Source organism: Cyclonatronum proteinivorum (assembly GCF_003353065.1).
Lineage (GTDB): Bacteria > Bacteroidota > Rhodothermia > Balneolales > Cyclonatronaceae > Cyclonatronum > Cyclonatronum proteinivorum.
The window spans coordinates 24,312-50,556 of record NZ_CP027806.1; the positions used below are offsets into that span (position 1 = coordinate 24,312).

The 26,245-nt window shown below is 54.3% G+C and carries 20 protein-coding genes; 10 read left to right on the forward strand and 10 right to left on the reverse strand.

Annotated elements, in window-relative coordinates:
* Positions 1-521: 521 nt before the first annotated feature.
* From CYPRO_RS00115 to pyrR, 3 genes are read right to left on the reverse strand one after another with little or no spacing between them, the layout of a single operon-like run.
* Entirely contained in the window at positions 522-986 is a 465-nt protein-coding gene (locus CYPRO_RS00115; protein WP_114982557.1) for a cupin domain-containing protein, read from the reverse strand.
* Positions 987-1,014: 28 nt separating this feature from the next.
* Positions 1,015-1,983, reverse strand: a complete 969-nt coding sequence (locus CYPRO_RS00120) for an aspartate carbamoyltransferase catalytic subunit (RefSeq protein ID WP_114982558.1) — start codon at positions 1,981-1,983, stop codon at positions 1,015-1,017.
* Complete coding sequence (gene pyrR / locus CYPRO_RS00125; protein ID WP_114982559.1) at positions 1,980-2,540, reverse strand: bifunctional pyr operon transcriptional regulator/uracil phosphoribosyltransferase PyrR; 561 nt, start codon at positions 2,538-2,540, stop codon at positions 1,980-1,982. The genes CYPRO_RS00120 and pyrR overlap by 4 nt, the downstream gene beginning before the upstream one ends.
* 373 nt (positions 2,541-2,913) lie before the next feature.
* On the opposite strand from pyrR, the gene CYPRO_RS00130 reads away from it, so the two are divergent.
* Positions 2,914-3,552, forward strand: coding sequence for a chromophore lyase CpcT/CpeT (locus tag CYPRO_RS00130; RefSeq protein WP_114982560.1), 639 nt, complete (start codon positions 2,914-2,916; stop codon positions 3,550-3,552).
* A 32-nt stretch (positions 3,553-3,584) separates the two neighbouring features.
* Here CYPRO_RS00130 and CYPRO_RS00135 read toward each other — a convergent pair whose 3' ends face one another.
* The 5 genes from CYPRO_RS00135 to porQ form a co-directional block, all read right to left on the reverse strand.
* Positions 3,585-4,349, reverse strand: a complete 765-nt coding sequence (locus CYPRO_RS00135) for a CPBP family glutamic-type intramembrane protease (protein ID WP_114982561.1) — start codon at positions 4,347-4,349, stop codon at positions 3,585-3,587.
* On the reverse strand, positions 4,346-5,665 hold the full coding sequence (locus tag CYPRO_RS00140) for a LysM peptidoglycan-binding domain-containing protein (protein WP_164682396.1): 1,320 nt from the start codon (positions 5,663-5,665) through the stop codon (positions 4,346-4,348). Before CYPRO_RS00140 ends, CYPRO_RS00135 begins: the two co-directional genes overlap by 4 nt.
* A 90-nt stretch (positions 5,666-5,755) precedes the next feature.
* Complete coding sequence (locus CYPRO_RS00145) at positions 5,756-6,106, reverse strand: tetratricopeptide repeat protein (protein WP_114982563.1); 351 nt, start codon at positions 6,104-6,106, stop codon at positions 5,756-5,758.
* Between the two features lie 23 nt (positions 6,107-6,129).
* Positions 6,130-7,326: a chorismate synthase gene (gene aroC, locus CYPRO_RS00150; protein ID WP_114982564.1), complete on the reverse strand. Its 1,197-nt coding sequence runs from the start codon at positions 7,324-7,326 to the stop codon at positions 6,130-6,132.
* Positions 7,327-7,519: 193 nt separating this feature from the next.
* Positions 7,520-8,485, reverse strand: coding sequence for a type IX secretion system protein PorQ (gene porQ / locus CYPRO_RS00155; RefSeq protein ID WP_164682398.1), 966 nt, complete (start codon positions 8,483-8,485; stop codon positions 7,520-7,522).
* A gap of 187 nt (positions 8,486-8,672) precedes the next feature.
* Between porQ and CYPRO_RS00160 the strand changes: the two genes are divergently transcribed.
* The 8 genes from CYPRO_RS00160 (at position 8,673) to CYPRO_RS00195 (ending at position 17,729) form a co-directional block, all read left to right on the forward strand.
* A complete protein-coding gene (locus CYPRO_RS00160; protein ID WP_114982566.1) occupies positions 8,673-9,410 on the forward strand; it encodes an MlaE family ABC transporter permease in 738 nt (245 codons plus the stop codon).
* Position 9,411: 1 nt separating this feature from the next.
* Positions 9,412-10,146 carry an ABC transporter ATP-binding protein gene (locus tag CYPRO_RS00165; RefSeq protein ID WP_114982567.1) on the forward strand — a complete coding sequence of 245 codons (735 nt, stop codon included), beginning with the start codon at positions 9,412-9,414 and terminating at the stop codon, positions 10,144-10,146.
* A gap of 33 nt (positions 10,147-10,179) precedes the next feature.
* The gene (locus CYPRO_RS00170) at positions 10,180-11,103 is read left to right on the forward strand and encodes an MlaD family protein (RefSeq protein ID WP_114982568.1); all 924 of its coding nucleotides are present in this window, start codon (positions 10,180-10,182) and stop codon (positions 11,101-11,103) included.
* A 338-nt stretch (positions 11,104-11,441) separates the two neighbouring features.
* Positions 11,442-13,199, forward strand: coding sequence for a peptidylprolyl isomerase (locus CYPRO_RS00175; RefSeq protein ID WP_164682401.1), 1,758 nt, complete (start codon positions 11,442-11,444; stop codon positions 13,197-13,199).
* Between the two features lie 127 nt (positions 13,200-13,326).
* A complete protein-coding gene (gene ribD, locus CYPRO_RS00180; RefSeq protein WP_114982570.1) occupies positions 13,327-14,448 on the forward strand; it encodes a bifunctional diaminohydroxyphosphoribosylaminopyrimidine deaminase/5-amino-6-(5-phosphoribosylamino)uracil reductase RibD in 1,122 nt (373 codons plus the stop codon).
* 188 nt (positions 14,449-14,636) lie between these two features.
* Positions 14,637-15,263: a riboflavin synthase gene (locus CYPRO_RS00185; protein ID WP_114982571.1), complete on the forward strand. Its 627-nt coding sequence runs from the start codon at positions 14,637-14,639 to the stop codon at positions 15,261-15,263.
* A 62-nt stretch (positions 15,264-15,325) separates the two neighbouring features.
* On the forward strand, positions 15,326-15,772 hold the full coding sequence (locus CYPRO_RS00190; RefSeq protein WP_114982572.1) for a hypothetical protein: 447 nt from the start codon (positions 15,326-15,328) through the stop codon (positions 15,770-15,772).
* A 103-nt stretch (positions 15,773-15,875) separates the two neighbouring features.
* Positions 15,876-17,729 (forward strand): ATP-binding response regulator, encoded by a 1,854-nt coding sequence (locus CYPRO_RS00195; RefSeq protein ID WP_114982573.1) that lies wholly within the window; start codon positions 15,876-15,878, stop codon positions 17,727-17,729.
* A 547-nt stretch (positions 17,730-18,276) separates the two neighbouring features.
* Here CYPRO_RS00195 and CYPRO_RS00200 read toward each other — a convergent pair.
* Both CYPRO_RS00200 and CYPRO_RS00205 read right to left on the reverse strand, forming a co-directional pair.
* Positions 18,277-19,815 carry a T9SS type A sorting domain-containing protein gene (locus CYPRO_RS00200; protein ID WP_114982574.1) on the reverse strand — a complete coding sequence of 513 codons (1,539 nt, stop codon included), beginning with the start codon at positions 19,813-19,815 and terminating at the stop codon, positions 18,277-18,279.
* A 129-nt stretch (positions 19,816-19,944) separates the two neighbouring features.
* Positions 19,945-25,224: an InlB B-repeat-containing protein gene (locus CYPRO_RS00205; RefSeq protein ID WP_114982575.1), complete on the reverse strand. Its 5,280-nt coding sequence runs from the start codon at positions 25,222-25,224 to the stop codon at positions 19,945-19,947.
* A 234-nt stretch (positions 25,225-25,458) separates the two neighbouring features.
* On the opposite strand from CYPRO_RS00205, the gene CYPRO_RS00210 reads away from it, so the two are divergent.
* Positions 25,459-26,217: a hypothetical protein gene (locus CYPRO_RS00210; protein WP_114982576.1), complete on the forward strand. Its 759-nt coding sequence runs from the start codon at positions 25,459-25,461 to the stop codon at positions 26,215-26,217.
* The last annotated feature ends 28 nt before the right edge of the window (positions 26,218-26,245 follow it).

Genomic DNA, 26,245 nt, shown 5'->3' on the forward strand with positions numbered 1-26,245 from the left:
GGGAAAATGATCGCCTGAGCCCGGCTTCACGAGCAGTACCCGCCTCTGTTTTTTTTGGGGGAAACTCCGTGAGCATCACGGGCAGCGTTGCCGGCTCATGGCATCCCAAATCGGTCTCATGGCTCCTTGCTTTTTTTGATGCGCGGCTAATCGTCGTTTTAGTCTCTAAATCGGGTCACACGACCAACTCATTGGGGCGAACCGTTGTGGTCGTCTTTTGAAGCCCCGAACCGGGCGCGGTCCAATGACCATCATGCCATCATCCGGAGAACTGACCTGGCGTTGACATCCCGGGCTGTGGTATGTCGCCGTTTCAAAGTTGTGTATCGGCAAATGGCTTAAATCTTGCCAGAAGAAGGAACTTGATGTATGGCAACATTGGGCACTTTATTTGGAAGAGTGTTCCAAAAAAAAGCAAGGGGCTTTGAGACCGACCTGGGATGCCGGCAACCAGCAACGCTGACCGTGATGCTCTCGGGATTTTCCCCAAAAAAACAAAACCTTAACCTGCCCGGATGTGGTTAGTTCGGCTCGTTGGTTGTGATGACGAACAGGATGAGCGGTTCGGTTTCGGAAGTGTTTTCGACGCCGTGCCAGCCGTCGTGTTTTACGGCGGTGATTTCGCCTTTGGTGATGTGTTTTTCCCGCACGGGACCGTCCTCGCCGGCGCGGTCGCGGTACACGCCCTCGCCGTGCATCACTACGTAGAGTTCCTCCTCTTTGCGGCTGCCGTGCTGATGCAGGCCGCTTTCGTCGCCTTTTTGGGGCAGCACCATGTAGCAGCCGATGCGGTTGTTGACGAGCTCGCGGCGGTCGAACATCTGAAGCAGGTACACGACGCCCCTGCCGCCGTACATCCCTGGGCGCTTGTCGATGCGCACGACCGAGCGGAAATCCTGCCCGTAGCTCATCACGCTCAGGTTCAGGTGCTTGCTGACGAGATTCAGAATGTAGTCGCGTTCATCTGCGGTTGGTTTTTCAGCCATTTGATTGATTTTTTTGGGATGGATGCGCTTAAAGCTCGCGGCGACCGCTGAGCAGGTAGAGTACCGCCATGCGGATGGCGAGGCCGTTGGTGACCTGATTGAGAATGATGGCGCGCTCGCTGTCAGCGACGTCGCTTTCGAGCTCGACGCCGCGGTTGATCGGGCCGGGGTGCATAACGGTAAACTGCGGGTAGCGTTCGAGGTGCTCCATGCGGATGCCGAAGCGCTCGTGATACTCGCGCAGGCTCGGGAACAGTCCGCCTTCCTGCCGTTCAAGCTGAATGCGCAGTGCCATGGCGACATCGCACCAGGCGAGGCACTCTTCCAGATTGTGCGAGACAGTGACGCCCATTTCGCGCACGAAAAGCGGCATCATGGTGCGCGGGCCGCATACGGTAACTTCGGCGCCCAGCTTGGTCAGCCCGATAATATTCGAGCGAACGACCCGGCTGTGCAGAATATCTCCGATAATGACCACCTTAAGTCCTTTAACGGGCATCCCGGCCTGTTGCATGGAGAACATATCGAGCAGGGCCTGTGTCGGGTGCTCATGTGCGCCGTCACCGGCATTCAGGATGGCGGCATCCACGCAGCGCCTGAGGAAATGCGGCACGCCGGGACTCTCGTGCCGCACCACGACCATATCAATTTTCATGGACTCGATGTTGCGTATGGTATCTTTGAGCGACTCCCCCTTTTTAACACTCGAAGAGCTGCTGCTGAAATTGACCACATCTGCGCCCATGCGTTTCTGCGCGAGCTCGAAGGAGAGGCGGGTGCGGGTGCTGTTTTCGTAGAAAAGGTTGACGATGGTTTTATCGCGAAGGGTTGGCAGTTTGGGTACGGGCCGGTCGAGGACTTCGCGGAAGTAGGCAGCCTGTTGCAGCACAAAGCGGATGTCATCGGCGGAGTAGTCGGCGAGCCCGATGAGGTGTTCCTGCCCGAACTGATAGGCGGGATTGGTGACGCGGTCGGGATGCAGGCTTTCGGTGCTCATTTGGCGGCCTCCTTTGCGTCCGGACGTTTCACAATGTACACCGCATCTTCGTTGTCGATTTCGCTGAGCATCACCTGCACTTCTTCGTTGGTGTGCGTGGGCACGTACATGCCGGTATAATCGGGCGCGAGGGGCAGCTCGCGGTGTCCGCGGTCGATGAGGCAGCAAAAGCGGATACTCGCCGGGCGTCCGAAGCTCATGAGGGCTTCGAGGGCGGCACGCACCGTCCGGCCGGTGTACAGTACGTCGTCAACGAGCACGATATGACGGCCATAGAGATCAAACGGAATATCGGTGATCTGCACGGCAGGCATTTTCATAGCGGTGCGGAAATCATCGCGGTAGAAGGTGACATCAAGCACCCCAAACGGAATATCGGTGCCGAGCTTTTCGCGGATGATGCGGCGCACCCGCTGCGCTATGAAAACACCCCTGCGCTGCATCCCGATAATGGCGATTTGTTTGGGGTCGTCATAGGGTTCGGTAAACTGAAAGGCAAAGCGCTCGAAGATGCGCTTCAGCTCGGTTTCGTCCAGTAGTTTGCAGGGCTTTTCCATAAATAAGGATCAAAATAAATCGGCAAAAATAAGCCGTATGGCTCATCAGATGTGACGTTGCAGGTTTTGAGGTAGCACTTCTGAGGAGCTGCTTATCCGGCTAATTCTGTGACGGAGTAACAGGCGCATTCAGATGACAGCGGATTTTTCTTTCCGCTGTGATGAAGCCTGAACATCATCTCGTTCACGATTCGCAAGTTAACAAATCCCGCCCGCTTTTGTGGACTTAGTTGTTTGATTTGCACCGCATAGCGGCTTCCGCGTATTTTTGTGCACTTGCCTTATGCTCCGAAATATCTGCGGCAACCTGCCTTCTTTTGCCTTCTCATGTTTTGCCTGCCGCCCGTATGACTCATTTAATTAAAAAGCCGCTATGAGAAAATTTCTGCCTCTTTGTCTGACGGTCACCGCTTTTGTGGCGCTAAGCTTTTCCTCTTCCTGCGTGAGCGAGACCGATCCGCCCGAAGACACGGCACTTGAAACCCTGTTTACCCTTATGCAGGGCACTTTCAGCTCCGAAGCACAGTCGGATGCTGATCCGGCCTTCTTTCCCATCATCCTGCACATGGAACCGGTCTGGACGGAGCGCGGTCGCTGGCTTTATGTGGAGCAGGCTGTCGCAGGGCGCGAAACCGACCCCTACCGGCAGCGCGTGTACCATGTATTCCGTGACGAAACCGGACAGCTTGTGAGCGATGTATTCACTCTCATCAACGAACAGGATTTTGTAGGCGCGCAGTTTAATCCGGCAGTTTTTGATGATTTTGATGCGGATATCCTCGAGTATCGCAGCGGCTGCGCCGTTTTTCTGGAACAGACGGGTCCGGCGGAATTTACCGGCGGCACGTATGAAGATCAGTGCCCGAGCAGCCTTCAGGGTGCGACGTTTGCAACAAGTGAAGTGCTGATCAGCGAAGAAGGCATGGTCACCTGGGATCGCGGCTTTGATGCCGAAGGGCAGCAGGTTTGGGGCTCAGAAAGCGGAGGCTACATTTTCCTGCGGGCAGACTGATCAAAGCGGCCGGGTGTTTTCCCGGGAGTTTTTTATCCCTGCCAGAAAAACATCACAAGAATCACATCATACATGGAATGTGTCCAGGCTGTGATGCCGAAACCCCGGAAAAGGAGCAGCCCGTTGAGGGCGAGTCCGAAGAGCATCCGGAACATGAAAGAGCTGAGCGTAAAGGGATCGCCAAAGGTACCCGTGTAATGAACCGCGCTGAACAGGGCCGCAGCCAGCAGTACCGCGCTTAGGGCTGCCGTTTTTTCTTTCATAAAAAGGGTAAATACCCAAAGCAGCCCGTAAACGAGAACTACACGAAAAATGAGCTCTTCATACAGACCTGCACCGATGGATAGCGCAAGCATTTGCAAACGGGTGATACCCCCCTGCGCCAGACCACTTTCAGCAGCCAGCAGCAGCCCGCCGGGCTGGTCAGCCTCCCCCGAAACGGACATCCCAAACACTACCCCCACTACGCCTGAAACCAGCACCCATAGCAGCAACGCCCAGCCCACAGATTCAGCGACCATCCCTGCAAAATAACTTTGTTTTAGCGTGTAGCGCTTTTTGCGCTCCTTGTAAAAAATAACGGCACCCAAAACCACCGTCAGGACAATTGTGAGCAGCAGGGTGTTTTCGTTGAACAGCAGCAGCAGGCTTCGAATCCAGATATCGGCAGAGAGCCGCACCATAGCTTCGGAACCGGGCTGCGAGATCCAGATGAGCAGCTCGTACAGTGCCAGCAGCGGCAGGCAGGCGAGGTAGCTGTAGGTGAGGGAGGAGGTGTATTTGTGATAGGTTTTCACGAATCTGAATCCGTGCGGGTATCAATCAGCACGCGGGGGGATTCACTTTCGGAGAGTCGTAACGCACGGAAGGCCGCATCGCTGAGACGAATGCGGCTGTCGGTTGTGCGGTCATTGATGAGCACGAAAATACCGAGGTTTTTATCCGGATTATGGAGGTGAACCACGCTTCCCAGCGGCAGACTCGGATGGGCGGCTGTCAGCTGTGACGGATTGTACAGCTCACCGCTTGTGGTGACCATGCCCCTCATATTGCTGCTGTACACGGTAGCGGGCATGGTGTCACGGTTGCCGTTATTTGCAGCACCAGCATTGCGGACCCGGTAGGGATTTGCATGACTTACCGTCGGGGGCGCAAGCAGCACGAGTTCGAGGCCGGTCCGCATATCCCGCCCAGTAAGGCCGGGGTTCAGGGCCTGAAAATCTTTTTCATCCATCTGATGCGTCTCAAGCAGCGAGGCCAGACTTTCATTGCGCTGTACGGTATGGGTAAAAAAGCGGCCCTGAGCGGTTGATTCTACCCCGAGCCCGGTCACCCGTGGCGCACTCACCTCCCGCCCGACAACGAGCTGCTGACCAATCGAGATCAGATCGCTGCGGATGCTATTGAGGTTGCGAAGTTCGGTGAGCGAGATGTTGTGCTGCCGTGCGATGCCGCTCAGGGTTTCACCGGCACGAACCGTATGGTAGGTGTAACGAGGGGCCTCGCGCTCTAACGACAGCCGTTCACCTGCCGGTGGAGACTGAACCTCACTATCGGGCTGTGCGGAAGCCGGGCTTTCGGATGGTGGCTCCAGAAAAAGCCGCTGACCGATTCGCAGATCAGGTGATGATAAGTTGTTCCATTCCAAAAGCTCACGCACCGTAACACCATATTCGCGGGAGATACTGAACATGGTTTGGCCCTGCCCGACAGTATGAATCTGACGGCCATCCGGTGTGCCGGGACTCACGGCAGGCTCAGGCATTTCAGGCTCACGAACTTCTGTGCGTATATCCTCAGAAGATTCAACGGGGGGTTCCACAAACAAACGCTGTCCTTCGCGGAGGGCGTCGGTTTCCAGCTCGTTCCAGTCACGCAGGTTTTGAACCGTAACGCTGTAGCGCCGTGCGATGCCAAACAGCGTTTCCCGCTGCGCGACCGTGTGCGTCCGGCGGTCGTCTGATTGCAGCTCCGGATATTCGGTCATGATCGTAAAGAGGGAGAGGGATGCGGCTGACGCCTCTGTTTTGGCGTCGGGCGTAAACATCCCGTAAAAAAAGAAAGCACCGATAAGTACCACAGTCCGGTAAACAGGATGAGCATTCGGAAACATAAACATCTGCAAATTAACAGGTGAGACCGCTTCGTGCGGTTTAAATAGGAAGTAGCAAAGGTGTATTAAAGCCGGTGTTCATAACACCGATCAGGCAAAGTCGTCGTCATCATCGTCGTCTCGTTCGAATAACAGCGCTGTTTTGGCTTCGCGCAGCTCTTTCAGGGCGTGATGCTCCTGAAGCTGTTCACAAACACGGATGCCTTCGTCAAACGCAGCGAGGGCTTTTTCTGTATGACCGGTCTGAAGATACAGCTTGCCCAGATGGTAGTACAGTCCTGCGTAAGCGGGGTCTTTTTCGCGGATCTCCAGAAAAAGGGAAAGGGCACGGTCGGTATCGGCAATTTTCAGGTATTCGAGGGCGAGAGCGAAGCGGGAGAACATATCCCGCTCGTCGGCTTCAACAAAAGTGGTAAGCTGCTCAATGCGCTTATTTGACATGCGATGGTAAAGGAGTTAGCGGTTTAAAAAAGGTTTTGGAAGCGCGGCAGGATTTCGGACATGGAATCGCCGCCGGTCTTTTCGAGTATGGCGTTAGCCAGTACAGGCGCAATAACGCTTTCTGCAACAACTACAGCGCGGGGGAGGGCACAGACATCGGAGCGTTCGTAGCGGGTTGGCGCGGGCTCTTTGGTTGCGATATCGACCGTACCCAATGGGTCGAGCATGGTCGGGATGGGCTTCATTACACCCTGAATGAGCACCGGCTGTCCGGTCGTCATGCCGCCTTCAATGCCGCCGGCGCGGTTGGTCTTGCGGCCAAATCCGCCGGGGATGTTCTGGTCTTTGGTGATGGCGTCGTGCACGCGCCGCCCGTCGCGCTTGCCGGCCTCGAAGCCCATACCGATCTGCACGCCTTTCATGGCCTGCGTGCTCATGATGGCCTGCGCGAGCTGCCCGTCGAGTTTACGGTCCCACTGCACATAGCTGCCCAAACCCGGCGGCAGCCCGGTAACGACAATCTCGTAGATGCCGCCCAGCGATGAGCCGGCCTTGCGGTAGTGCTTGATTTCATCGACCATGCGTGCTGTCAGTTCGGGATGCAGGCAGCGTACTTCCGATTCGTCAGCTTTTTGGAAAAGTGCTTCGCCCCCCGACTGTGCGGCTTCATCGGCTATTTCGCGGATCTCTTCCCAGCTTTCATAGCCGTGCGCACCGATCTGCAGCACGTGACCGCCGATTTCCACGCCCAGTGCTTTGAGAAACAGGCGTGCAGTGCCGCAACAAGCTACGCGCATGGAAGTTTCGCGCGCGCTCGAACGCTCGATAACGGGCCGGATGTCATCAAAAGCGTACTTTTGTACCCCAACCAGATCCGCATGGCCGGGGCGCGGGAGGGTGATTTTTTCGACGGAGGCTTCGTCTTCAATCGCGCTCAGGCTCATGGTAACCGGCCAGTTGGCGGCGTCTTTTTCCCAGGCGCGGTTGGCCAGGCTCATGGTGACCGGACTGCCCATGGTTTTACCGAAGCGAAGGCCTGAGCTGAATCGCACGAGGTCTTTTTCCCAGGCCATGCGTCCGCCGCGCCCGTAGCCCTGCTGCCTGCGGGCAAGGTGAAGGGAAACCGCCTCCGCTGAAATATCAAGGCCTGCAGGTAGCCCTTCGACTATGCCTGTAAGCTCCGGTCCGTGTGATTCTCCCGCTGTTAAATATCTGATCATGCTTTGCGTGTAGTAACTGAATTTTTCTGTTGCGGCTCTAAAATAAACCAAAAAAGCGGACGCAGCCGCTTGAATTATGCCAAAAAACGAATTAAACCGGGCGGTAATTCACATGTTCACACAGCTTATTAAATTGAAGCGGATTCCGGTTCCCTGTAGCTCCGCATTCCCCAAACATACATCACTGCAGGAATTACAGCCAGGTTTGAATGCCAATGCGGGTAACGCCGCCGAGATCAGAAAAACTGCTGCGGCTGAAATCAAACACAAATCCCCTAAACTGTATTCCGGCCCCGAAGCTGAATCCGGCGGTATCCAGCCGGGTGTTGACTTTCAGGTCTTCGTTTGTGAAATGATCGTAGCCAAGCCGCACATGGAAGTTTTCAGAGAACAGAAGCTCTGCTCCGAAAATCATGTGGCGCAGCAAGTTGGTTGAGAAGCCGGGGGATTCCCCTTCATCCAGCGTAAGGGGCATGTCCCAGCGATCGAGGGAGTGCAGGGTCAGGTTCAGCCGGATAGGCACGTACTCAAGCCTGCGGCTGATGCCCAGGCGAATATCGAGCGGCAGGTTTTCAGTCGCGCCGTCGAATGTGGAAAGCTGTGTACCCAGATTGGCCACAACAGCACCGATATTAAGCCGGACACTTTCCCAATAGTACCAGATACCGGCATTTACTGCTACCGCTGAAGAAGAGAAGCTGTCGTAGCCGGAGTGTATGAAGGAGGCGCCTGCCCCCACATGCAGGTTTGGGGCAACAACGCGCCCAAAGCCCGCGGTAAACGCAAGATCACTGGCGGACAGGGAGCCGAGATCTTCGCCGGTTTCGGAGGCACGGCGGATTTCACCATAGTTGATGAAGCGAATGCCCAGCGCGAAAGTCCCCGCCGGCTCGTAATGCCAGGCGGCACTTGCCACCCCCATGTTCACATCGCTCACATGGTTCAGCCAGGTGAGCGAGAGGTTTCCGCTGTTGGTCTCGTTCAGGTAGGCCGGATTGGCCAGAAACAGCGAAGCGTCCGCGTCCTTAAGTGCTACGTGATTGCCGCCAAGCGCTGCCGTACGCGCAGAACCGGGCAGCATGAGGAACCGGTACGCCGCGTCACCACCTGATGTTTGCGCAAGGCTTTGGGGCGCAGCCGAAAAAAGGAGGAAGCACATAAGCGGCAGCATAAGTGCATGGTGCAGACGAAACGGCAATTTGGACGGGGGTAAAACGAACATTAAGAAAAAGCGCTCTTTTGCGGAAATTGAACTGAATAGCACGCCATCGGCGGAAAACAATAGCCTTCAAATTACAAGTATTCCGTGTATATTACCACTCACTGAAAGAACCCAACCCCACAAGATGCAGGTATTTTACGATTTCGGGCGCTACTGTCAGCTGCTCTATCAGGCTATTCGGTCATCATCAGAGTTTAAGTCATACTACAAGAATTTTGTTTCAGAGATGATCAAAACGGGCTACGATTCCCTGCCTATCGTAATCCTTGCAGGTGCTTTTACGGGCGCCGTACTCTCTATTCAGACGTCCTATCAGCTGGTTTCAGCGCTCATCCCCAAGTCAACGATCGGGGCAATTGTTACGCAGTCGCTGATTATTGAGCTGGCCGCGGTGATCAGCGGGCTGGTGCTCGCAGGCCGGGTTGGGGCGCGCATAGCTACAGAGCTGGGCACCATGCGCGTGAGCGAACAGATTGATGCCCTTGAATCAATGGGGTTCAACAGCGTGTCTTTTTTGGTAGTGCCCCGTGTGCTGGCTGGTTTTGTGATGTTTCCGGTGATTTATATTGCAGCCGCGAGTACCGGTGTGGCAGGCGGATTGCTGGCCGGGATTATCACGGGGCAGGTACCTATGGCAGACTTCCTGCTCGGCGCCCGCACGTTTTTTCTGCCGTGGGATGTCATTTTCGGGATGACAAAATCCATTGTTTTCGGCTTCATTATTACTTCTATCTCCTGTTTCAAAGGGTACTACGCCTCGGGCGGCGCAGAAGGCGTGGGGAAGTCAACCACCAATGCTACCGTACTCAGCTGTATTTTCATTCTGCTTGCCGACCTTCTGCTGGCCATCATCCTGCTCTGATATGATCGAAATCAAGAATCTTAAAAAAAGCTTTGGCAGCAACCTTGTTTGGGAAAACGTAACCCTCTCCATCCCCAACGGTCACACCCTGGCCGTTATCGGCAAATCCGGTTGCGGGAAGTCCGTACTGCTTAAACACATCAACGCGCTCATGACCCCCGACAAAGGGGAAGTACTGATTGACGATGTCAACATATTCGATCTGAATTATGTGGATCTGCGGATCATGCGGCAGCGCTTCGGCGTTCTTTTCCAAAGTGCAGCCCTGTTCGATTCCATTTCGGCTTACGAAAACGTGGCTTTCCCGCTGCGCTACTTCACTAAAATGACAGAGAACAAAATTCATGACCGGGTAATGACCTGCCTCGACATGGTGAACCTTAGCGATATTGGAAATAAAAGCACGGCTGAGCTTTCCGGCGGCATGCGCAAAAGGGTTGGCCTTGCGCGGGCCATTGTGCTCGAACCCGACTACCTGCTGTACGATGAACCGACTTCGGGCTTAGATCCGGAAACATCCAATGAAATAAACGAGCTCATCAACCACTTTGCTGACAACCTTAATATCACCTCCATCGTGATTACACACGATATGCACAGCGTTCTCGAAATCGCAGACTATGCGGCCTTCCTTGACGAACAAAAGCTGAGCTGGTATGGCAAGATTGAGGAGATCAGGCATACACAGCACGACCGCCTCAACAGTTTTATTCGTGCCAGTGAATATCAAATTTAACCTCCAAAAGACCGAACTCCGCTTCTAATCATCATGAAAAACGAAGTCAAGGTAGCGCTTACCATTTTCTTATCGCTCATTGTGGCCGTGTTGGGCTACCGTTTTATGACCGAATCCCCGCTCTTCAGTCAGGCCTATGAGCTGCATGCACATTTCGACCGGGTTGACGGCATCGTGAGCGGCTCCTCGGTTTTAATGCAGGGCATCAAAATCGGAACCGTGCGGCGGGTTGCCTTTCTTGATGACTCCGACAGCCTGCGGGTATCAATGAGTTTCAACATGGACCGGCAGCTCCCGAAGGGCTCTGTAGCCTTCATCCGTTCATTTCAGATCGTTGACAAAGCCATCGAAATTGAGCGCTCAGATTCCTCCGAAATGCTGGAAACAGGCGGCGTGCTGCAGGGTATTTACGATGAAGGCCTTATGGGCACTGTCCGCGAAATCGGGGAAACCTCCGGGCGCAACATTGAAACGACCACAGAGCGGCTGGGCAGCGTACTCACGCAGGTTGATGAAATGCTGCTTGGAGGAAGCCGCACCGACATTGAACAAAGCCTGCGCAGCCTGAATGCAAGTCTGAATTCCGTAGAACAGCTGCTGGCTGAAAGCAGCGATGACATTGGCGCAACGGTCGCACACCTGCGCAGTACGGCCGCAGCTATCGACAGCCTCAGCACCGGAGAACAGGACAGGCTCCGTCAGATCATCATCAATCTGGAAGAAGCGTCTGACCGGTTTGCTTCCCTTAGCGGTGAAATGGAAGGCGTAAGCCGCGACCTGACCGATATCATGCAGAAAATTAACGAAGGCGAAGGCAGTCTGGGCCTGCTCATCAATGATCCCTCCCTTTACCAGAACTTAGATAGCCTCAGCTATAACCTGAATGCGCTCATCCAAAACCTGAATGAAAATCCGCGTCATTTCCTGAAGCATCTGAGGCTGATCGATATTTTTTAGCAATCATCTCTACCCCTTCTACAGCTTTGGCATAATGACCTGATGACAGGTGAGCGCCTGGCTATTCATACTGTTTGGCAGCCCGCAAAAGCGCTCTTTGAATTAGATTCAAAAGGCTTTATTTTTGAAAGCTATACTAAGGATTGCCCTTTTTATTTCCCTCCTTGCGGAAGGGTATATGCCGGTCTGTAAGCCGGGTATTTAAATGATACCCGCAGCCAACCAGTATTGCACCCGCGCTACTTGCATGAAAATCATGTTATGGCATCCGCCGGATTAACTTGTTCCACACGACTCCGAATTAACTTTTAACTCATTTCTTACTCGCAATGGGATTCATGGAAAAAATGAGAGGTGCCACCGGGCCCGTACTTTGGGTACTGGTTTTTGCATTTGGCATCTTGTTTATGCTTCAGGACACCGACGTATTCTCTGTACTGCAGGCCGGCCCCCGCAGCATGGGTGAAGTTGACGGTCGCCCGATTACGCAAAACGAATACAACGAGCGCCTGAATCAATTCACAGAGAACTACACCCGTCAGACAGGCAATCCTCCATCCATCGAGCAGCGCGCAACCTTTGAAGAAATGGTTTGGGATCAGCTCGTAGTTGAGCGCGCCCTTGAAGGCGAAATGGAGCGGCTGGGTATCAACGTAACCGACCGCGAAGTGGTAGACGCCATCCTCGGTGACAATCCCGACCCCATCATCCGGCAGCTGTTCGGACGCCCGGACGGCTCAATCGACCGCGCAACCCTGCGCGCCCTGATTGATCAGCCCGAAACACAGGCCGACTGGATTCTGATTGAAGATCAGATTCGCGAAAACCGACGTCAGCAAAAGCTGAATCAGTTCATGCAGTCCTCCGTGATGGTAACCAACCGTGAAATCGAGCGCGACTTCATACAGACCAATACCCGCGCCTCCGTCTCTTTTGTACGCTTCCCTTACTCTGATATCTCCGACAGCGAAATTGAAGTTTCAGACAGCGAGCTTCGGGCATGGCACCGGGATAACAGCAAGCAGTTCGAGCGCGAGCGCACCTGGAATTTCCGCTATGTGTCCTTCAGCAAGGCTGCCACAGCACAGGATACGGCCCGTGCCCTCGAAGAAATTGCGGTCTTCCGCAACGATTTTGCGACCACTACCAACGACTCCATGTTCGTGGAAATGAACTTCACAACCACACCTTTCACAAGTGAAATGGTTGACCGTGAAGACGTACCTTCCGCTTTCAGCGTACTTCTCGACATGGAAACCGGTGACGTAAGCGAGCCGCTGATTCGCGGCAGTGAAGTAGCGCTTGTTAAGAAAACCGGCGCAGAAGGCGATCAGATCAGCTTTGCCGTGCTTTCCCGCGTAATTGCGGCTGACCGTACCATTACGCGGCAGCAGGCCAATGCCGAAGATTTCCGCGAGTTTGCGCGCCTCGACGGTTTTGAAACCGAAGCTGAGCAGCAGGGCTATACCATCTCTGAAGCAACAGCAACCAAAGGCGCTCCTTTCATTCCGGGTATTGGGGAATCACGCGTAACCCTGCGCGCCCTTGAGCGCCTGAGCCGCAATCAGATTTCTCCGGTCATTGAACTTGATGACAAATTCATCGTGCTGATCGTTGACCGCGTAACCGACGCCGGTGTGCGTCCGCTTGCGGATGTGCGTCAGCAGGTTGAAAATGCCGTGCGGACAGAAAAGCGCCGCGATATTATGATGCAGCGTATTCGCGAGCAGTACGGCAGTGCGGATTCGCTGGAGGAGATCGCAGAACAGTCACAAAGAAGCGTACAAACCGCTTCGGGTGTCCGAATGAACAGCACAACCATTTCAGGCGCAGGCCGCGAGCCCGGCGTTGTTGGGGCTATATTCGGTTCTGAGCTTGACGCGCTTGCAGGTCCCATTCGCGGAGAAAACGCGGCTTTCTTCCTCGTCGTAACCGAGCGCGAAGACGCTGATCTTGCTGAACTCACCAGCGCTGAGCGGGAACGTATCCGTACCCGCCTCACCCAGCAAAAGACCCGCACCTTCACCGAGCAGCTCGTTGAGCGCCTGCAGGAGCAGGTTCGCATCCGCGACTTCCGTCAGCAGCTCATGATGTAATTCGCTTTGAACAATGTACAGGCAGGTTTTCTTTGTTGAAAACCTGCCTTTTTTTTATCGCTAAACTGCTATTTTCGGATCAGGTCTTTAACCGTTTCCATATCAACGCTAATCCTTTTCCCTTCCCATGGCTTTCACGCCCGAAGATTACAAGCACATGAAGAAAGCCCTTCGGCTTGCAGCCAAAGGCACGGGATTTGTCAGCCCGAATCCCCTGGTTGGATGTGTGATCGTTTCGGATGATGGTACGGAAATTGGCAGCGGATACCATGAGCGATTCGGGAAGGCCCATGCGGAAATCAACGCACTCAATGCAGTACGTGAGCCCGACGCCCTGCGCGGTGCAACCCTTTACGTTACGCTTGAGCCCTGTTCCCATACCGGGAAAACGCCGCCGTGTGCGGCTACCCTAAAAGAGCTTCCGCTTGCCCGGGTCGTAATCGCCCTTCGCGATCCCAACCCTAAAGTGGACGGCAGCGGCATCCGCATGCTGCAGGAAGCCGGCATTCAGGTTGATACCGGACTGCTCGAAGACGAAGCCCGGAAACAAAACGAGTTTTTTCTTCACTACATCACCACCGGAAAGCCCTTCATCACGCTAAAGGTTGCACAGACCATTGACGGCTACATCGCAGCGCCCGACGGCAGCTCGCAGTGGATTACAGGCAAACAGGCACGCACAAGAGTCCATGAATGGCGCGCCAAATATGACGCCGTCCTCATCGGCCGTAACACCGCCCTGACAGACAACCCACGACTCACGGTACGACATGTTGACGGCCGGCAACCCAAACGGGTCGTAATCGACGGTCCCCTCAGCCTGCCCGAGAACCTGAACTTATTTACCGATCAGTACGAAGACCGCACTTTCGTCATCACGCACAACGAAAAAGCTTTCCGCGAAAAAGGCGATCCCATGCTCCGGATGCTGAGTCCCCAAAACTTTTCCGGCCAAACGCTGCTCCTTCGTGCATCAAACGGTCATACAGATCTCGATCAGGCCATCACGCTGCTTGGGCGGCACAACATTGCTTCTGTGCTCGTTGAACCCGGAAGCGACCTGCTTCGCGCTTTTATCACCCAAAAGCTTGCGGATAAAATCGAGCTTTTCATAGCCCCCAAACTGCTCGGCGGCGGCACGCGGTCATTTATCGGTCTGGATATTCAGCGTATCGAAGAAGCCCTCAAACTGCGGAAAGTCAGTCTGGAAACCGTTGGGGAAGATATACTCGTGAGTGCTTATTTTTGAGCGGTTCAGCGTAAGCCGGTTCAAGGCTGCATCTGCTTTCACGTGCAAAGCAAGCGGGTTTGGGTGAACGACTTTCATCCGGCAACCGGTTTGCTTATTACTATTTGATCCATCCCGAATACGCGGGATATCCGCAATAACCGGCATTTTAACTTAATCTCAGAACAGAACATCTTCCAGGAAAACTTATGTTTACAGGCATCATTGAAGAAACCGGAAAAGTCATTTCCCTTGAGCCGCTCAAAGGCGGCCTTGAAATCACCATAGAATCTCCGCTCACCGCTGCCCTGCAAATCGACGACAGCGTATCCATCAATGGCGCATGCCATACCGTTGTCTATACTTCGGCCAACCGGTTTACGGTACAGTCGGTTGAAGAAACCCTGCGAAAAACCTCCATCGGCGACCTCAAAGAAGGAGAGATCGTAAACCTGGAAGATTCTCTCACCATGCAGAAAAAACTCGACGGCCATATTGTACAGGGCCATGTAGATACAACGGGCGTCATTCAGTCTGTGACGGAAGAAGGCGCCAACTGGCTCATCACCGTTGGGTTTGACGCCGCTTTCGGTCACCTGCTCGTACCGCGCGGAAGCATCGCGGTAGATGGCATAAGCCTCACCGTTGCCCGGCTTGAGCGCGATAACTTCACCCTTGCCATCATCCCTTACACATGGGACCACACCAGCCTGAGGCAGCGAAAAACCGGCGACCGGGTCAATCTCGAATTTGACATCCTCGGCAAATACGTGCTCCGTGCCCTCGAAACCGGTCATATCAAAGCAGACGCCTACATCCCAAAATCTGACAGCTAAGCTATCCGGTATTCCCCAAGCCCTGGTCAATTCTGTTTTCCTAATCAACGTATCCCTCCCAAATGTACCTGAACAGCCCCGAAGAACTCCGCGAAACCCTGACCTATCACGACGAAGAGCACGACCGCTTCTGGTTCGGTGAAGGGCAGGTCTTTGAGCTCTTTTTCGTTGCTGCAGACGAAGGCCCCTCAGCCCTTCAGCTCAACTACTATCTGTACTTCCAGAACAATTCCATTGCCTTCATGGATAAGGTAAGGGAAGCCGTCATCGACGCCTGGGAGCGCGAAAAAGGGCGCGCGCCCGATCGCTTCTATGACGAAATCCCCATGGTCGATGTCATCACCATCAACCCCGAAAACAGCGATTCTGATATGGATATCGTACTAAGTTTTCGTACTTTCAGGCTACTTTTTTACAGCAGATGGAAAACATACATCGCACGATTTAAAGGCTCTCAACTCCTTTCACTGCAAACGGCTGCAGCGTACGAAGCTGAACATAAGGACTGAACCGGAATATTAATTATTTTTTCCGCACGCATAACCACGTCCAAAAAGCACTATGGGATTGCTTAGAGCCAGCTGCTGTGCTTACAACTAACCAAGCTGTGATATGTCGATGAAATCCGTTCTAAGCTGCGGCGGATATTTTGAAAAAGGGCACCCGGAGTATCGCAGAGCACTCTTGCTCAACATGATACTCCTCACGCTCGTCCCCGTATCTGTTCTGTTTATCGGGATAAATACGCTCATTTTCTTTTACATCGAAGTTGTCATTCTGCACAGCGTACTCCTGACGGTGAGTGCCACTACCTTTTGGTATGTTCAGCGCACCAAAAACATCAGCGCGGGTTCCTGGGTTGTGGTTCTGGTGGTGCTTGGTGCTTTGCTTTACTTTGTACCCTACAACAGCTATGAACATTACGGACTGTATTGGATCAGCGTTTTTCCGCCCATAGCCTACTTCCTGCTTGGCAGAAAAAAAGGCCGGATTATGACAATTATCCTCGCTGTGTACGTGATGACCTACATCCTGCGCAACTATCAGGACTGGGAATTTCATGTGTTCGGGTTTGAAGGCGTCGTGAATGTGTTCATCGCCTCGGTGTTGCTGGTTGTGCTGATTTCCTACTTTGAGCTCTCGCGCTATGAAGCTACCCAAAACATGCTGCGCGACCTTGAGCTGCGCAAACAGGCGGAAGAAGAAGCACAAAAAGCCCGCGAAGCGGCCGAATCAGCCAACCAGGCCAAAACCATTTTTCTGGCAAACATGAGCCACGAGCTCCGAACCCCGATAAGTTCAATTATGGGCTTTACGGAGCTAATGCGGTCTGCCGAGTCCCCAAAACAGCGGGCCGAATTTATCGGGCTCATCGAAAACGCAAGCCGCTCCTTACTGGAAATCATCAATGATATCCTCGACCTGTCCAAAATTGACGTCAGTAAAATGGTAATCGATCCGGTGCCTACAGAGCTGGAAGACTTCCTTCGTCAGGTTACCAACATTTTGCTCCTGCAGGCCCGCAACAAAAACATCCTTTTCAGGCTCACCGTCTCAAAAGGTTTTCCGGCCGTCATTATTGCAGACCCTGTCAGGCTCAAGCAGGTGCTCGTAAACCTGATCGGCAACGCCATCAAATTTACAGACAGCGGCACTGTGCACTTCACGCTGAAGCAGCTCACACAAACCGGCGCCGATCCCGCTCATCCGGAGCAGTTCACCGCCCGCTTCGAAGTAACCGACACCGGTGTCGGCATAGACGCCGAACATCAGAACCTCATTTTTGACGCCTTCCGCCGCGGCAAAGCCGAAGTCAACCGCAAATACGCAGGCACCGGACTCGGGCTTTCCATATCAGCAAGGCTGGTCAAGCTCATGGGCGGCTTCATAAACCTCACAAGTACCCCGGGCAAAGGTTCAACCTTCTCCTTTGATATCCCGCTCAAAGCAAGCGGCAGCGCCGTCCATCAGGGCTACAACGCACGCGATCTCAACCTTGCACCCCTACTCGCGGAGTCCCGCCTGGGCGAAAAAATCCGTCCCATCAGCAGTACCGGGGGCGCGCTAAAACAGCACCCGAAAATATTACTTGTGGACGACGTACCCGTCAACACCTATTTGCTTTCCATGTTTATCAGCAAACTGATACCGGGTGCCAAAACCTACGAAGCCCGCAATGGTGAAGAAGGGGTGCAGCTCTACCGGACCCACAAGCCCGACCTCATTTTCATGGACAATCAAATGCCCGTGATGAACGGTCCCGACGCCATCAGGGCCATCCGCGCAGAAGAACAAAAGCCGGAACAGGCAGGCGCGGAAGTGCCCATTATCACCCTAACCGCTGGCGGCGAAGACGATATGCAACAAAGCCGCGCAGCAGGCTGCAGTGACGTCATGCAAAAGCCCTTCACCCTCTCCGAAATATCCCGCATGCTCAAAACCTACCTCACAACCAAAACCGGTTAACAGCGCATGTGCAGAGTACCAAATGCCAAAAAGGCCGGCCGTTTTTAACCCGCATTATTCACCAAGAAATTTTCTTGCTGGCAAGGCGAAGCTGAAAACTCAGCGGAAGGGTACCTTATTACCATGAGCATGAGTTTTCAGCTTCAACGCCGCCAGCGAGGAAATTTCGCAGCGTCTGTATCGCACCCAAATTTGAGCAACTTAAGCTTTTCGCTAAGCTAAATTTTAACTAACACTTAGCTAATAAAGCCCTTTTCAATGTGAATAATGCGGGTTAAAACAGCCGGCCTTTCTTGGTACAGGCAAACAAAATCACGTCATCAGCACCTCAGTCGCCCACGTGCCACCGGGCAATACTGTTTCCGTTTTTTTTGGGGGAAACTCCGAGAGCATCACGGTCTTTCGTGGTGTCTCAGCGCTCCCAAATCATAATTTGAATCCCTTGCTTTTTTTCCGGGCGACATCCATCAGCTGTTGACGCCAAAGACAATGAGCCCCTGCCGTACCTGATTACCATCAGACACAGCAGGGCTCAGTTTGATTCCGCTTACTTGATCAGCGTCATTTTCCGGGTGAGTACCGCATTACCGGCCTGCAACCTGTAAATATAAACCCCGCTTGAAAGCTGTGTGCCGTCAAAGCGGACGCTGTGCATACCAGCCGTTTGGGTGCTGTTAACCAAAGACGCGACCCGCTGACCCTGAATATTGTACACATCAAGACGCACATCGGCGGCTTCAGAAAGCTCGTAGCGAATCAGGGTTGTGGGGTTAAACGGATTCGGGTAGTTCTGGAACAGGCTGATTTCCGCAGGAAGGTCGAAGCCGGGTTCCGTGCTTGTAGTTACCTCATCGCCGCTGAAGGTGACGTTGAGCAGGCGCCAGTTACCGTCGCCGGAGTAGGCGTTTCCGCCGGTACCGGGCGTACGCGCACGGTGATAGGCCGTATTAGGCGGAAACACCTCATCGGGCTCTTCCGGGTTGAAGGCAACCGGGGAGAAAATGGAAACGATACGCACACCGAAATCCGGGTTGTTGTTCACGCCGGGCACCGATGACAGGTTGAACTCAAAATCATAGACCGTATCGTGCGGACTCAGGGCACCGGCATTGTTGGTGAGCACATCCCAGTTCTCACCGCCATCGGTTGTGTACTGAATCTCGGCCCAGCGGCTCATGGTACCGGAAGAACGGTGACCGTAACTCAGCTGAATGTTCTCGAAGCCTTCAGTACTGACCATAAATTCCGCACCGGCAGTACCGGAGCCTTCAAACTGCGCCGGAAAGTCCGTAATACGCCAGCCGTTATCAAGAGTCGTGGAATGCGTGCTTGTACCGCCCAGCAAAGAAGCCTGACCGATACCCTGCACGGGTTCAAGAGAACCATCAAAGGTCCAGAGCGCCACGACGCCGGGCAGTACCGGCTCGGGCTCTTCCGGTGCTCCCGCGGAAAAGGTGACGTTTAGCAGACGCCAGTTGCCTTCGCCGCTGTATTCGTTGCCGCCGGTCCCTTCGGTGCGGGCGCGGTGATAGGCGGTGTTGGCAGCAAACTCCTCATCAGGCTCTTCCGGGTTAAAGGCTACCGGCGAAAAAACAGAAACGATGCGCACGCCAAAAGCCGGATTGTCATTGACTTCTTCAATGTCGCTGAAATCAAACTCAAAATCATAGATGGTGTCGTGCGGGCTGAGACCACCGCCGTTGTTGGCGAGTACATTCCAGCTGCCGCCGCCATCGGTTGTGTACTGCACTTCCGCCCAGCGGCTCATGGTGCCCGAAGAGCGGTGGCCGAACGTCAGAAAAACGTTCTCGAGACCTTCAGTGCTGACCATGAACTGCGCACCGGCCGTCCCGGTGCCTTCAAACTGATCCGGAAAATCGGTAATGCGCCAGCCGTTGTTCAGCGTGGTTGAGTGGGTAGTCGTACCTCCGACCAGCATGGCGGTACCCTCTCCGAGAGAAGGCTCAAGGGTTTCATCAAACGTCCACTGTGCAAAGACTTCGCCGTTTTCCTGTGCATAAACGGCGGAAAAGGTAAAGCTGAAAAATGCCAGCAGTAGTGCTGCGTATCGAATAGTATATCGCATAACAAGTTTAGGTTGTTTTTCGGTTTTGATTGGTTTCAATTCAATTCAATAAAAATGATTGGCTGTAGAATAGCAAAAAGATGATGTACCCGGATTTTTATACCGGATACATCATCCTGAAAAGCTGCCTTATTTGACGAGCATCATTTTGCGCACCTGACTGAAACTGCCTGTTTCCAGTCGGTAGAGATAAATGCCGCTCGAGAGATGGGAAGCGTCGAAGTTCACGCTGTGCCGTCCGGCAGCCTGCATGCCGTTCACCAGGGTTGCGACCCGCTGACCCGAAATATTGTACACCTCAAGCCGCACCTGCGCCGCTTCCGGAAGTGCAAAGCGGATGATGGTTGTGGGGTTGAACGGGTTCGGATAGTTTTGGGCAAGCTCGACTTCCAGCGGGAGCTCTTCGCCGGGCACGGACACAAATTCGCGGGTGGTGAAGGTTCGTGTTTCAGACCAAGCTCCTGCAATGGGCTCATCCCCGGTCTCAATCATCCCCCGAACGCGCCACGCATATTCGGTGCCTTCTTCAAAAGGAGAAAAATCATTAAGATCAAGCTCGGTTTCCCCGGTGGTATAGGCAAAAATTCCGTCGCGCTCGTCGGTGTAAGTAAATTCAATTTCATAATAATCAGCGCCTTCAACGGCAGACCAGGTGAAAAAGAAATCATCCACATCCAGTGCACCGTCTTCCGGGCTCAGCAGCTCGGGCGCTTGCGGGGGCTCGGGCGCGTCGGTGAGCTGCAGGAAGAGCGGGGTGAGTCCGCCGTTCGGGTTCACCGTGGAGGTGCTGCCCCAGATGCCGTCTTCCCGTACGAGTAGTTCAATCTGCGCTGCGGTCAGCAGCTCATGCGCGGTCAGAGCCTGAACCCCGCCCGGCAGGTCGTTGGGAATCAGACTTCCAAACACGCCCGCGTTTCCGGCAACGAGCTCATCAAAGAAGGCGGCGTACCGGTCGTCGGTTTCGGCTCCGGTTGCTTCCACGAAGGAGGCTGTGAGCGGACGTCCAGCTGCGTCTGCGTTGCCGAAGAACAGCATCACGCTTTTGGCCTCAAAATCAGATGCTGCATAGACGCCCGTTGCTTGCGCACTCTCAGCGCCAAATTCAATGACCTGAACCGCGGAGGGTGCGGTGAGGAAAAAGAAGAGCTCTTCGCCTTCGGCACCATCGTTCAAAATCACGCGCATCTGCAGCTCGCCGCCGGGCGTGAAGCGGGCATTGCCGCTGGGTTCGGTCACGAACCATCCCGTGAAGGCACCAGCCTCATCGGTCGTAAATTCGGAGTGCCGCACGTCAAGGTCAGTCGGACGGAAGCGGGGCGCGTTTGTGGTGCGGATGAAGTCGGTACCGTCGGTTTTGACGAAAACGGCATTTCCGGCGCCATTGCTGGTCGGGCCGTCTTCAGCATTAACCACCCGGTTGCCGTAGCGGTAGGTGGCGCCGGGTGTGAGGCCCTCAAGCGTGAGGCGGTACACAAAGGGGATGCGGTTCAGGTTGTCGCCGTTTTCATCCTGCTCACCCTGAATGAACTGCGGCATCACAAGCTCGGTGACCTGAACAACCTGTACCGGCGAACTGACATCAGACGCCAGACCTTGCGCTTCTGCGCGCAGGCGGATGGACCCGAATCCGGTGAAAGAATAAGCGTCGAATACGGCAATACCTTCCACTGCATTGAGGGTAATAATTCCTTCAAGTGCTCCATCGCCGTCAGCAGCACTTAGCGTTATTTCGCCCTCAAATCCGGTATCGGTGAAGCCGCTTTCGGTTACAGCCCGTACTTCAACGGCTCCTGCGATAAGTCCGGTCTGCGCTGTGAAAGGTGGCTCGCCAAAACTGAGGGCAACAGCCTGCTCCGGCAGCTCGGCCACATTGCCTTCAAGCGCGATGTTGTTGAAGGTCACGCGGTCGCCGTCATCAGCACTCATGTCATCCCCTTCAAACCGCATACGGATTTTGAAATCAGGATTGTTGGTGATGGCTTCGATACCCGCAAAATCTACCAGAACCAGCTGATAGGTATCGCTGATTTCAAAAACAGACTGCGGCATAAACTGCGTGGTCCACTCCGGCTCACCTTCGCTCAAGGAATAATCGAACACCAGCGCACTGGCAGCACCCTCATCGAGCACGGCCATAGAAAGCAGCACATCCTCAAAACCCAGCGCGGGCAGCTCAAAAATCACGGTATTTTCGCGTCCGTTGTCGGCAAAAGGCTGTTTCACCTGAATGCCGCGCATGGTGACCTCTTCAATCGGAAGCCCGCCGTTGCCTTCCGGACGGTAGTTGAGAGGGGTTGGCGCGTTGCGACGCTCAAGGGAGGCGCGGCGCCAGTCGGGATGGCTGGAATCAAACGGATAGCCTTCGAGCGCTGACTCGTAGGCAATACGTCCGCCGCCCGGTGCGGAGAGAGTTGGGTCAATCTCAGTCAGCGGGGTATTGTTCGGCAGTTCGTTTCCGAAAAAGAAGAAGTAAGCGAGTGATTCCCGTGTTTCGGTTTCGAACACCGCGGTAAGGGTTACGTCCGCGTCCGGCATTTCATAATCGAAGGCAGCTTCCGTGCTGACCGTTGTGCTGCCGTCAGTCCACTCCACAAAAGTGAAGCCCATATTGGCCACGGCATTCACGCTCACGATTTCACCGGCCTGATAGCTGCCACCACCGCTAAGACTTGCTGCACCTGAAGGCTGCGCTTCAAGGCTCAGCTCATAGAGCACGGGATCAAGCACGGTAACATCCACCGTGTAAACGGCGGTGCTGTTGTCTTCAGCGGTCACGGTATAGCTGACCGGGCTTGTGAAATCCTGTGGCTCACCCGAAGGCGGATCAACACTAACGCCCGTAATTTCAATTTCCGGGCTGAGGTTGCTCACATCCGTACCAAAGGGGACGCTTGCCGTAATGAGCAGGTTGGCTTCATCAATGTCGGCGATAAGCGGCGGATTAAAGTCCGTGAAAAGGAAAGAAACGATGCTGTTTGCGCTGTCAAGGAACAAACGGGCTAAGGCAAATTCGCCGAACTCGCTGATGTTGAAGGTGCTCGTTATACTGCCTTCCGCGGCACTTCCGCCGTAGTTCTGCCAGGCTTCGCCGACGGCTCCGGCAATCTGCAGCTCATTAACCGGAAAGCCGAATTCCGCTTCATCATAGGTCAGGGTCAGTGCGGCCGACAAGAGCTCGCTTTCCCCCTCGCGGAAGAGGACGTAGTGATGACCTTCAACCAGCTCCGACAGCTCGGCAGGAAGTTCAAAGGCCGGACCGGTTTGCGCAACAGCACGTACGCCGTACAGGTTTTCGGCCTCATCGCCGTGCGCAACACTGAGCTGCACCGGGCGATAAACACCTCCCGCCCCAACGGGGAAGGCAAGGCTCATGGCTTCTGTATTCTCAGTTGGCCGCACCATCAGGCCACTCACGAAGCGGTCGGCGCCGGCACCGGTGATTTCAGCCTCCCCGTCCACAAACAGGGCCGCGTTTTCATCCACAGAGATACCTCCCTGACTGAAAATCAGCTCATCCCGCACAAAAGGATTCCCGCCCGTAATCGTCAGTCCTGCGAGGTTATCGAGGTTGAAGACTTCGGTCCGGAAACCATAGCCATCCTCAAAAACCTGCGGGGCCGTTCCGTTAAAGTGAAGGGCGTCAACGCGGTCGATGGTGCCGCTAAAGCCTTCCTCAATGATAAAATCGCCGCCTACAAACAGCTCATTGTCATAAAAACGCAGCCTGCCATCGGCACCGCTTTCAATGATAAAATCACCTTTGATACGGAATTCAGCGGTTGAGCGGTCGCGCATGCGGAACTCGCCGTCGGTGTTGGGCGCCCGGATGATCAGGTTGTTGAGCGGCGCGACAATGTTATCGTTGGAGCCTTCCCGCACATTAAAATTATTGCCGGCGCCCGGGCCGTTCACGATACCGGGTTCAGTGCCTGCCAGAATAAGTGTGCCGGTGAAGTCGTACGAAGCCTCATCTCCGGTGATGTTCACGGAATTGCCGGCGTACATCAGCCCGCCGTTGTCGGCGAAGGTGGCAGCACCGCTCACATCAAAGTACATCTGATTGTCGGATGAAATGATACTGCCCTCTGCAAGTGCTATGGAGCCTTCTGATTTTTCGAAATACAGCTCCCAGGCACGGAGCACGTTCCCGTTGGTTGTGATGAGCTGATCCGCGCTTCCGCTGAAGACAACATCATATTCATCAGCATCACGCGCATCAGGCATGCTGACGCTTCCCAGGAGGGTGAGGTCTCCCGTAATGCCAAGGGTGCCGTCGCCCTCAAAAACAGGGTCAAGGTCCTGCAGAATCAGGTTGGGATAGGTGAAATACGGGATGAGGGTGGCTTCCTCCGAAAACACAACGGTTGCGGAGGCGTCGAATGTGCCGAAGACCGGATAGCTTGTGTTGGTGAACTGAACCGTAGCCGCAGCTGCCAAATCAAGGGTAGCGTCGAGTGCGCCTGTGATTTGCAGGGTGACGGGCGCATCACCGCTGCCAAGTACGACCCGTGAACCCAGGCCCGAAACCGAAAGCGTACCCTCAAGTACGACACTTTCACGGTTTTGAATGGTGAAGGTCGCGTTGTCCAGATCAAAGGAGGAAGGGGCTGTTCCGCTGCCATCCGGCTCGCTGCCCCAGCTTTCAAGTGCGGTAAGATCGCCTTCAGGTTTGCTGAAGTAATCAAGGGGAACTGCGAGAGAAGTCCCTTCAAGGGTGATGTTATCAATGCGGTTGTTCCCGCCTGTGCCGCCTTCCCCCTGTTCGAATGCAATGCGCAGGCCAAAATCAGGGTTGTCCGCTGCCCCTTCAATGGATGAAAAATCAAAGGTGAAAAGATCCGGCGCACCGTTGGGGATGCTGATGGTATCAAAAAGCTCGTAGGTTTCGCCGTCAAGCGTGTAGCTGATCAGCTGCAGCCCGGCACCCTGACCGCTTCGACGGGCCTCATACAGGAGCAAGGGTTCTTCAAAGCCCGTAGTCGGGAGCGGGATGAAGAGCGTTGCCCCCAGCGGACTGTTTACCCGCAGGTGTCGCCCGGCAGGATCTCCGAAACGGGCATTTTCTCCGTCAAAATCGTTGCCCCCGCCGTCCTCGACGTTAGCGTCACCGGTTAACTCAGCGGTGATGAGCTGATCCCCTAACAGGGAAAAGCTGCTGTTCAGCAAGGCATCCGTGTCATTAAAATTCCAGTAGTGGATGAGTGTTAGTTCTTCGCCATTCTGGGGGGCGTCTGAAGCTGAAGCGGCAGCAGGATTGATACCGGCCCCCAGCGAAATACATAAGCCTGCCCAAAGGATAGTCAGCAGGCTTGGCCATTGTAACAGTCTTCTGTTGGTCATTACAAGCTCCTCAATTGTATGGTGTGGTCTGTTTTGTCTTGCTGACGGATGCAAATCGAATACAGGCATTAGAATTTAATAAAATTATTTTGATTCGCACAGAACATAAAAAGCCAATATTAAGCCTGTATTACGCAATGAGATCGGGCTACTAACTCCTGGCTGCAAGCCCGGACAAAACCGTTTTTTAATGCATTGGTAATATGCAGTTAATATGCGCTGCCCATTTTAGCATGCCTGAGACCCCGGTCCTTTCGTGACTGGTTTTCAGTCCGACTTTTCATCTGAACTGACATCTTCTCTATGAAATCACTTGCATCACTGACCTTCTTCCTGCTTGCTTCGCTTCTGTTCACGGCCTGCGCCGACAAGCTGGTTGATTCATCCTCCCCTTATGGCAATAACCAACAGTCCGATCCTGACCCGGTGCCGGCGGACGCAAGCCTCTACCTGTTCTGGGTTTTTGACGGACGCGTTGCCAACAATGTCGAACTTGAGCGACTTGATGCGACCTTTGATCCTCTTGAAACCGGCGCATTTATCTCCTTCCAATCGGCCCTTCCCGGCTATCCGAACACCGGACGGCTCGGTTCAATGGAGCGCAGAAACGCCCCGACCGATGTAAACTATCTGCCGGAAGGCAACGATGATATTCCGTTCGAAGAAGCCGATGTCCGCGGTGTACAAATCCGTCAGCCGTTTCAGGGTTCAAATGGCGAACACGAGCTGTATTTCCACATCCCCATGACCAATGCTTCGGCGCCAATCCTGCGCTTTGCGATGATGGATGAGGGCGCAGCCGACGCCATCGTATTCGACTATTCGGTAACAAGCGGCTTTCAGCAATGGACGCAGGCAGGCATGGTGGATGCGCAGACGACCCAAAGCCTGACAACCGACACCTATCAGATTTACACGGTAGATTTATCCGGCGTTGAAGCCGCCGCGAACAATGCCGATCTCCTCATCCGCGCCCGCTTCCTCACCGACGACGGCTTCGCCAGCAACGGCGACCGTGTGACCTTTAATAATGTTTCGGTGTTTGCGGTGGTGGGGGAGTAACGAAGGGTCTTAGTTGAGATGATTTCTT

What these genes read in the sequence shown, in the direction of transcription:
- CYPRO_RS00115 (WP_114982557.1), bottom strand. Translation starts at nt 986, where the DNA reads ATGGCTGAAAAACCAACCGCAGATGAACGCGACTACATTCTGAATCTC.
- CYPRO_RS00120 (WP_114982558.1), bottom strand. Translation starts at nt 1,983, where the DNA reads ATGAGCACCGAAAGCCTGCATCCCGACCGCGTCACCAATCCCGCCTAT.
- pyrR (WP_114982559.1), bottom strand. Translation starts at nt 2,540, where the DNA reads ATGGAAAAGCCCTGCAAACTACTGGACGAAACCGAGCTGAAGCGCATC.
- CYPRO_RS00130 (WP_114982560.1), top strand. Translation starts at nt 2,914, where the DNA reads ATGAGAAAATTTCTGCCTCTTTGTCTGACGGTCACCGCTTTTGTGGCG.
- CYPRO_RS00140 (WP_164682396.1), bottom strand. Translation starts at nt 5,665, where the DNA reads ATGTTTCCGAATGCTCATCCTGTTTACCGGACTGTGGTACTTATCGGT.
- CYPRO_RS00145 (WP_114982563.1), bottom strand. Translation starts at nt 6,106, where the DNA reads ATGTCAAATAAGCGCATTGAGCAGCTTACCACTTTTGTTGAAGCCGAC.
- aroC (WP_114982564.1), bottom strand. Translation starts at nt 7,326, where the DNA reads ATGATCAGATATTTAACAGCGGGAGAATCACACGGACCGGAGCTTACA.
- porQ (WP_164682398.1), bottom strand. Translation starts at nt 8,485, where the DNA reads ATGTGCTTCCTCCTTTTTTCGGCTGCGCCCCAAAGCCTTGCGCAAACA.
- CYPRO_RS00160 (WP_114982566.1), top strand. Translation starts at nt 8,673, where the DNA reads ATGCAGGTATTTTACGATTTCGGGCGCTACTGTCAGCTGCTCTATCAG.
- CYPRO_RS00165 (WP_114982567.1), top strand. Translation starts at nt 9,412, where the DNA reads ATGATCGAAATCAAGAATCTTAAAAAAAGCTTTGGCAGCAACCTTGTT.
- CYPRO_RS00170 (WP_114982568.1), top strand. Translation starts at nt 10,180, where the DNA reads ATGAAAAACGAAGTCAAGGTAGCGCTTACCATTTTCTTATCGCTCATT.
- CYPRO_RS00175 (WP_164682401.1), top strand. Translation starts at nt 11,442, where the DNA reads ATGGAAAAAATGAGAGGTGCCACCGGGCCCGTACTTTGGGTACTGGTT.
- ribD (WP_114982570.1), top strand. Translation starts at nt 13,327, where the DNA reads ATGGCTTTCACGCCCGAAGATTACAAGCACATGAAGAAAGCCCTTCGG.
- CYPRO_RS00185 (WP_114982571.1), top strand. Translation starts at nt 14,637, where the DNA reads ATGTTTACAGGCATCATTGAAGAAACCGGAAAAGTCATTTCCCTTGAG.
- CYPRO_RS00190 (WP_114982572.1), top strand. Translation starts at nt 15,326, where the DNA reads ATGTACCTGAACAGCCCCGAAGAACTCCGCGAAACCCTGACCTATCAC.
- CYPRO_RS00195 (WP_114982573.1), top strand. Translation starts at nt 15,876, where the DNA reads ATGTCGATGAAATCCGTTCTAAGCTGCGGCGGATATTTTGAAAAAGGG.
- CYPRO_RS00200 (WP_114982574.1), bottom strand. Translation starts at nt 19,815, where the DNA reads ATGCGATATACTATTCGATACGCAGCACTACTGCTGGCATTTTTCAGC.
- CYPRO_RS00205 (WP_114982575.1), bottom strand. Translation starts at nt 25,224, where the DNA reads ATGCCTGTATTCGATTTGCATCCGTCAGCAAGACAAAACAGACCACAC.
- CYPRO_RS00210 (WP_114982576.1), top strand. Translation starts at nt 25,459, where the DNA reads ATGAAATCACTTGCATCACTGACCTTCTTCCTGCTTGCTTCGCTTCTG.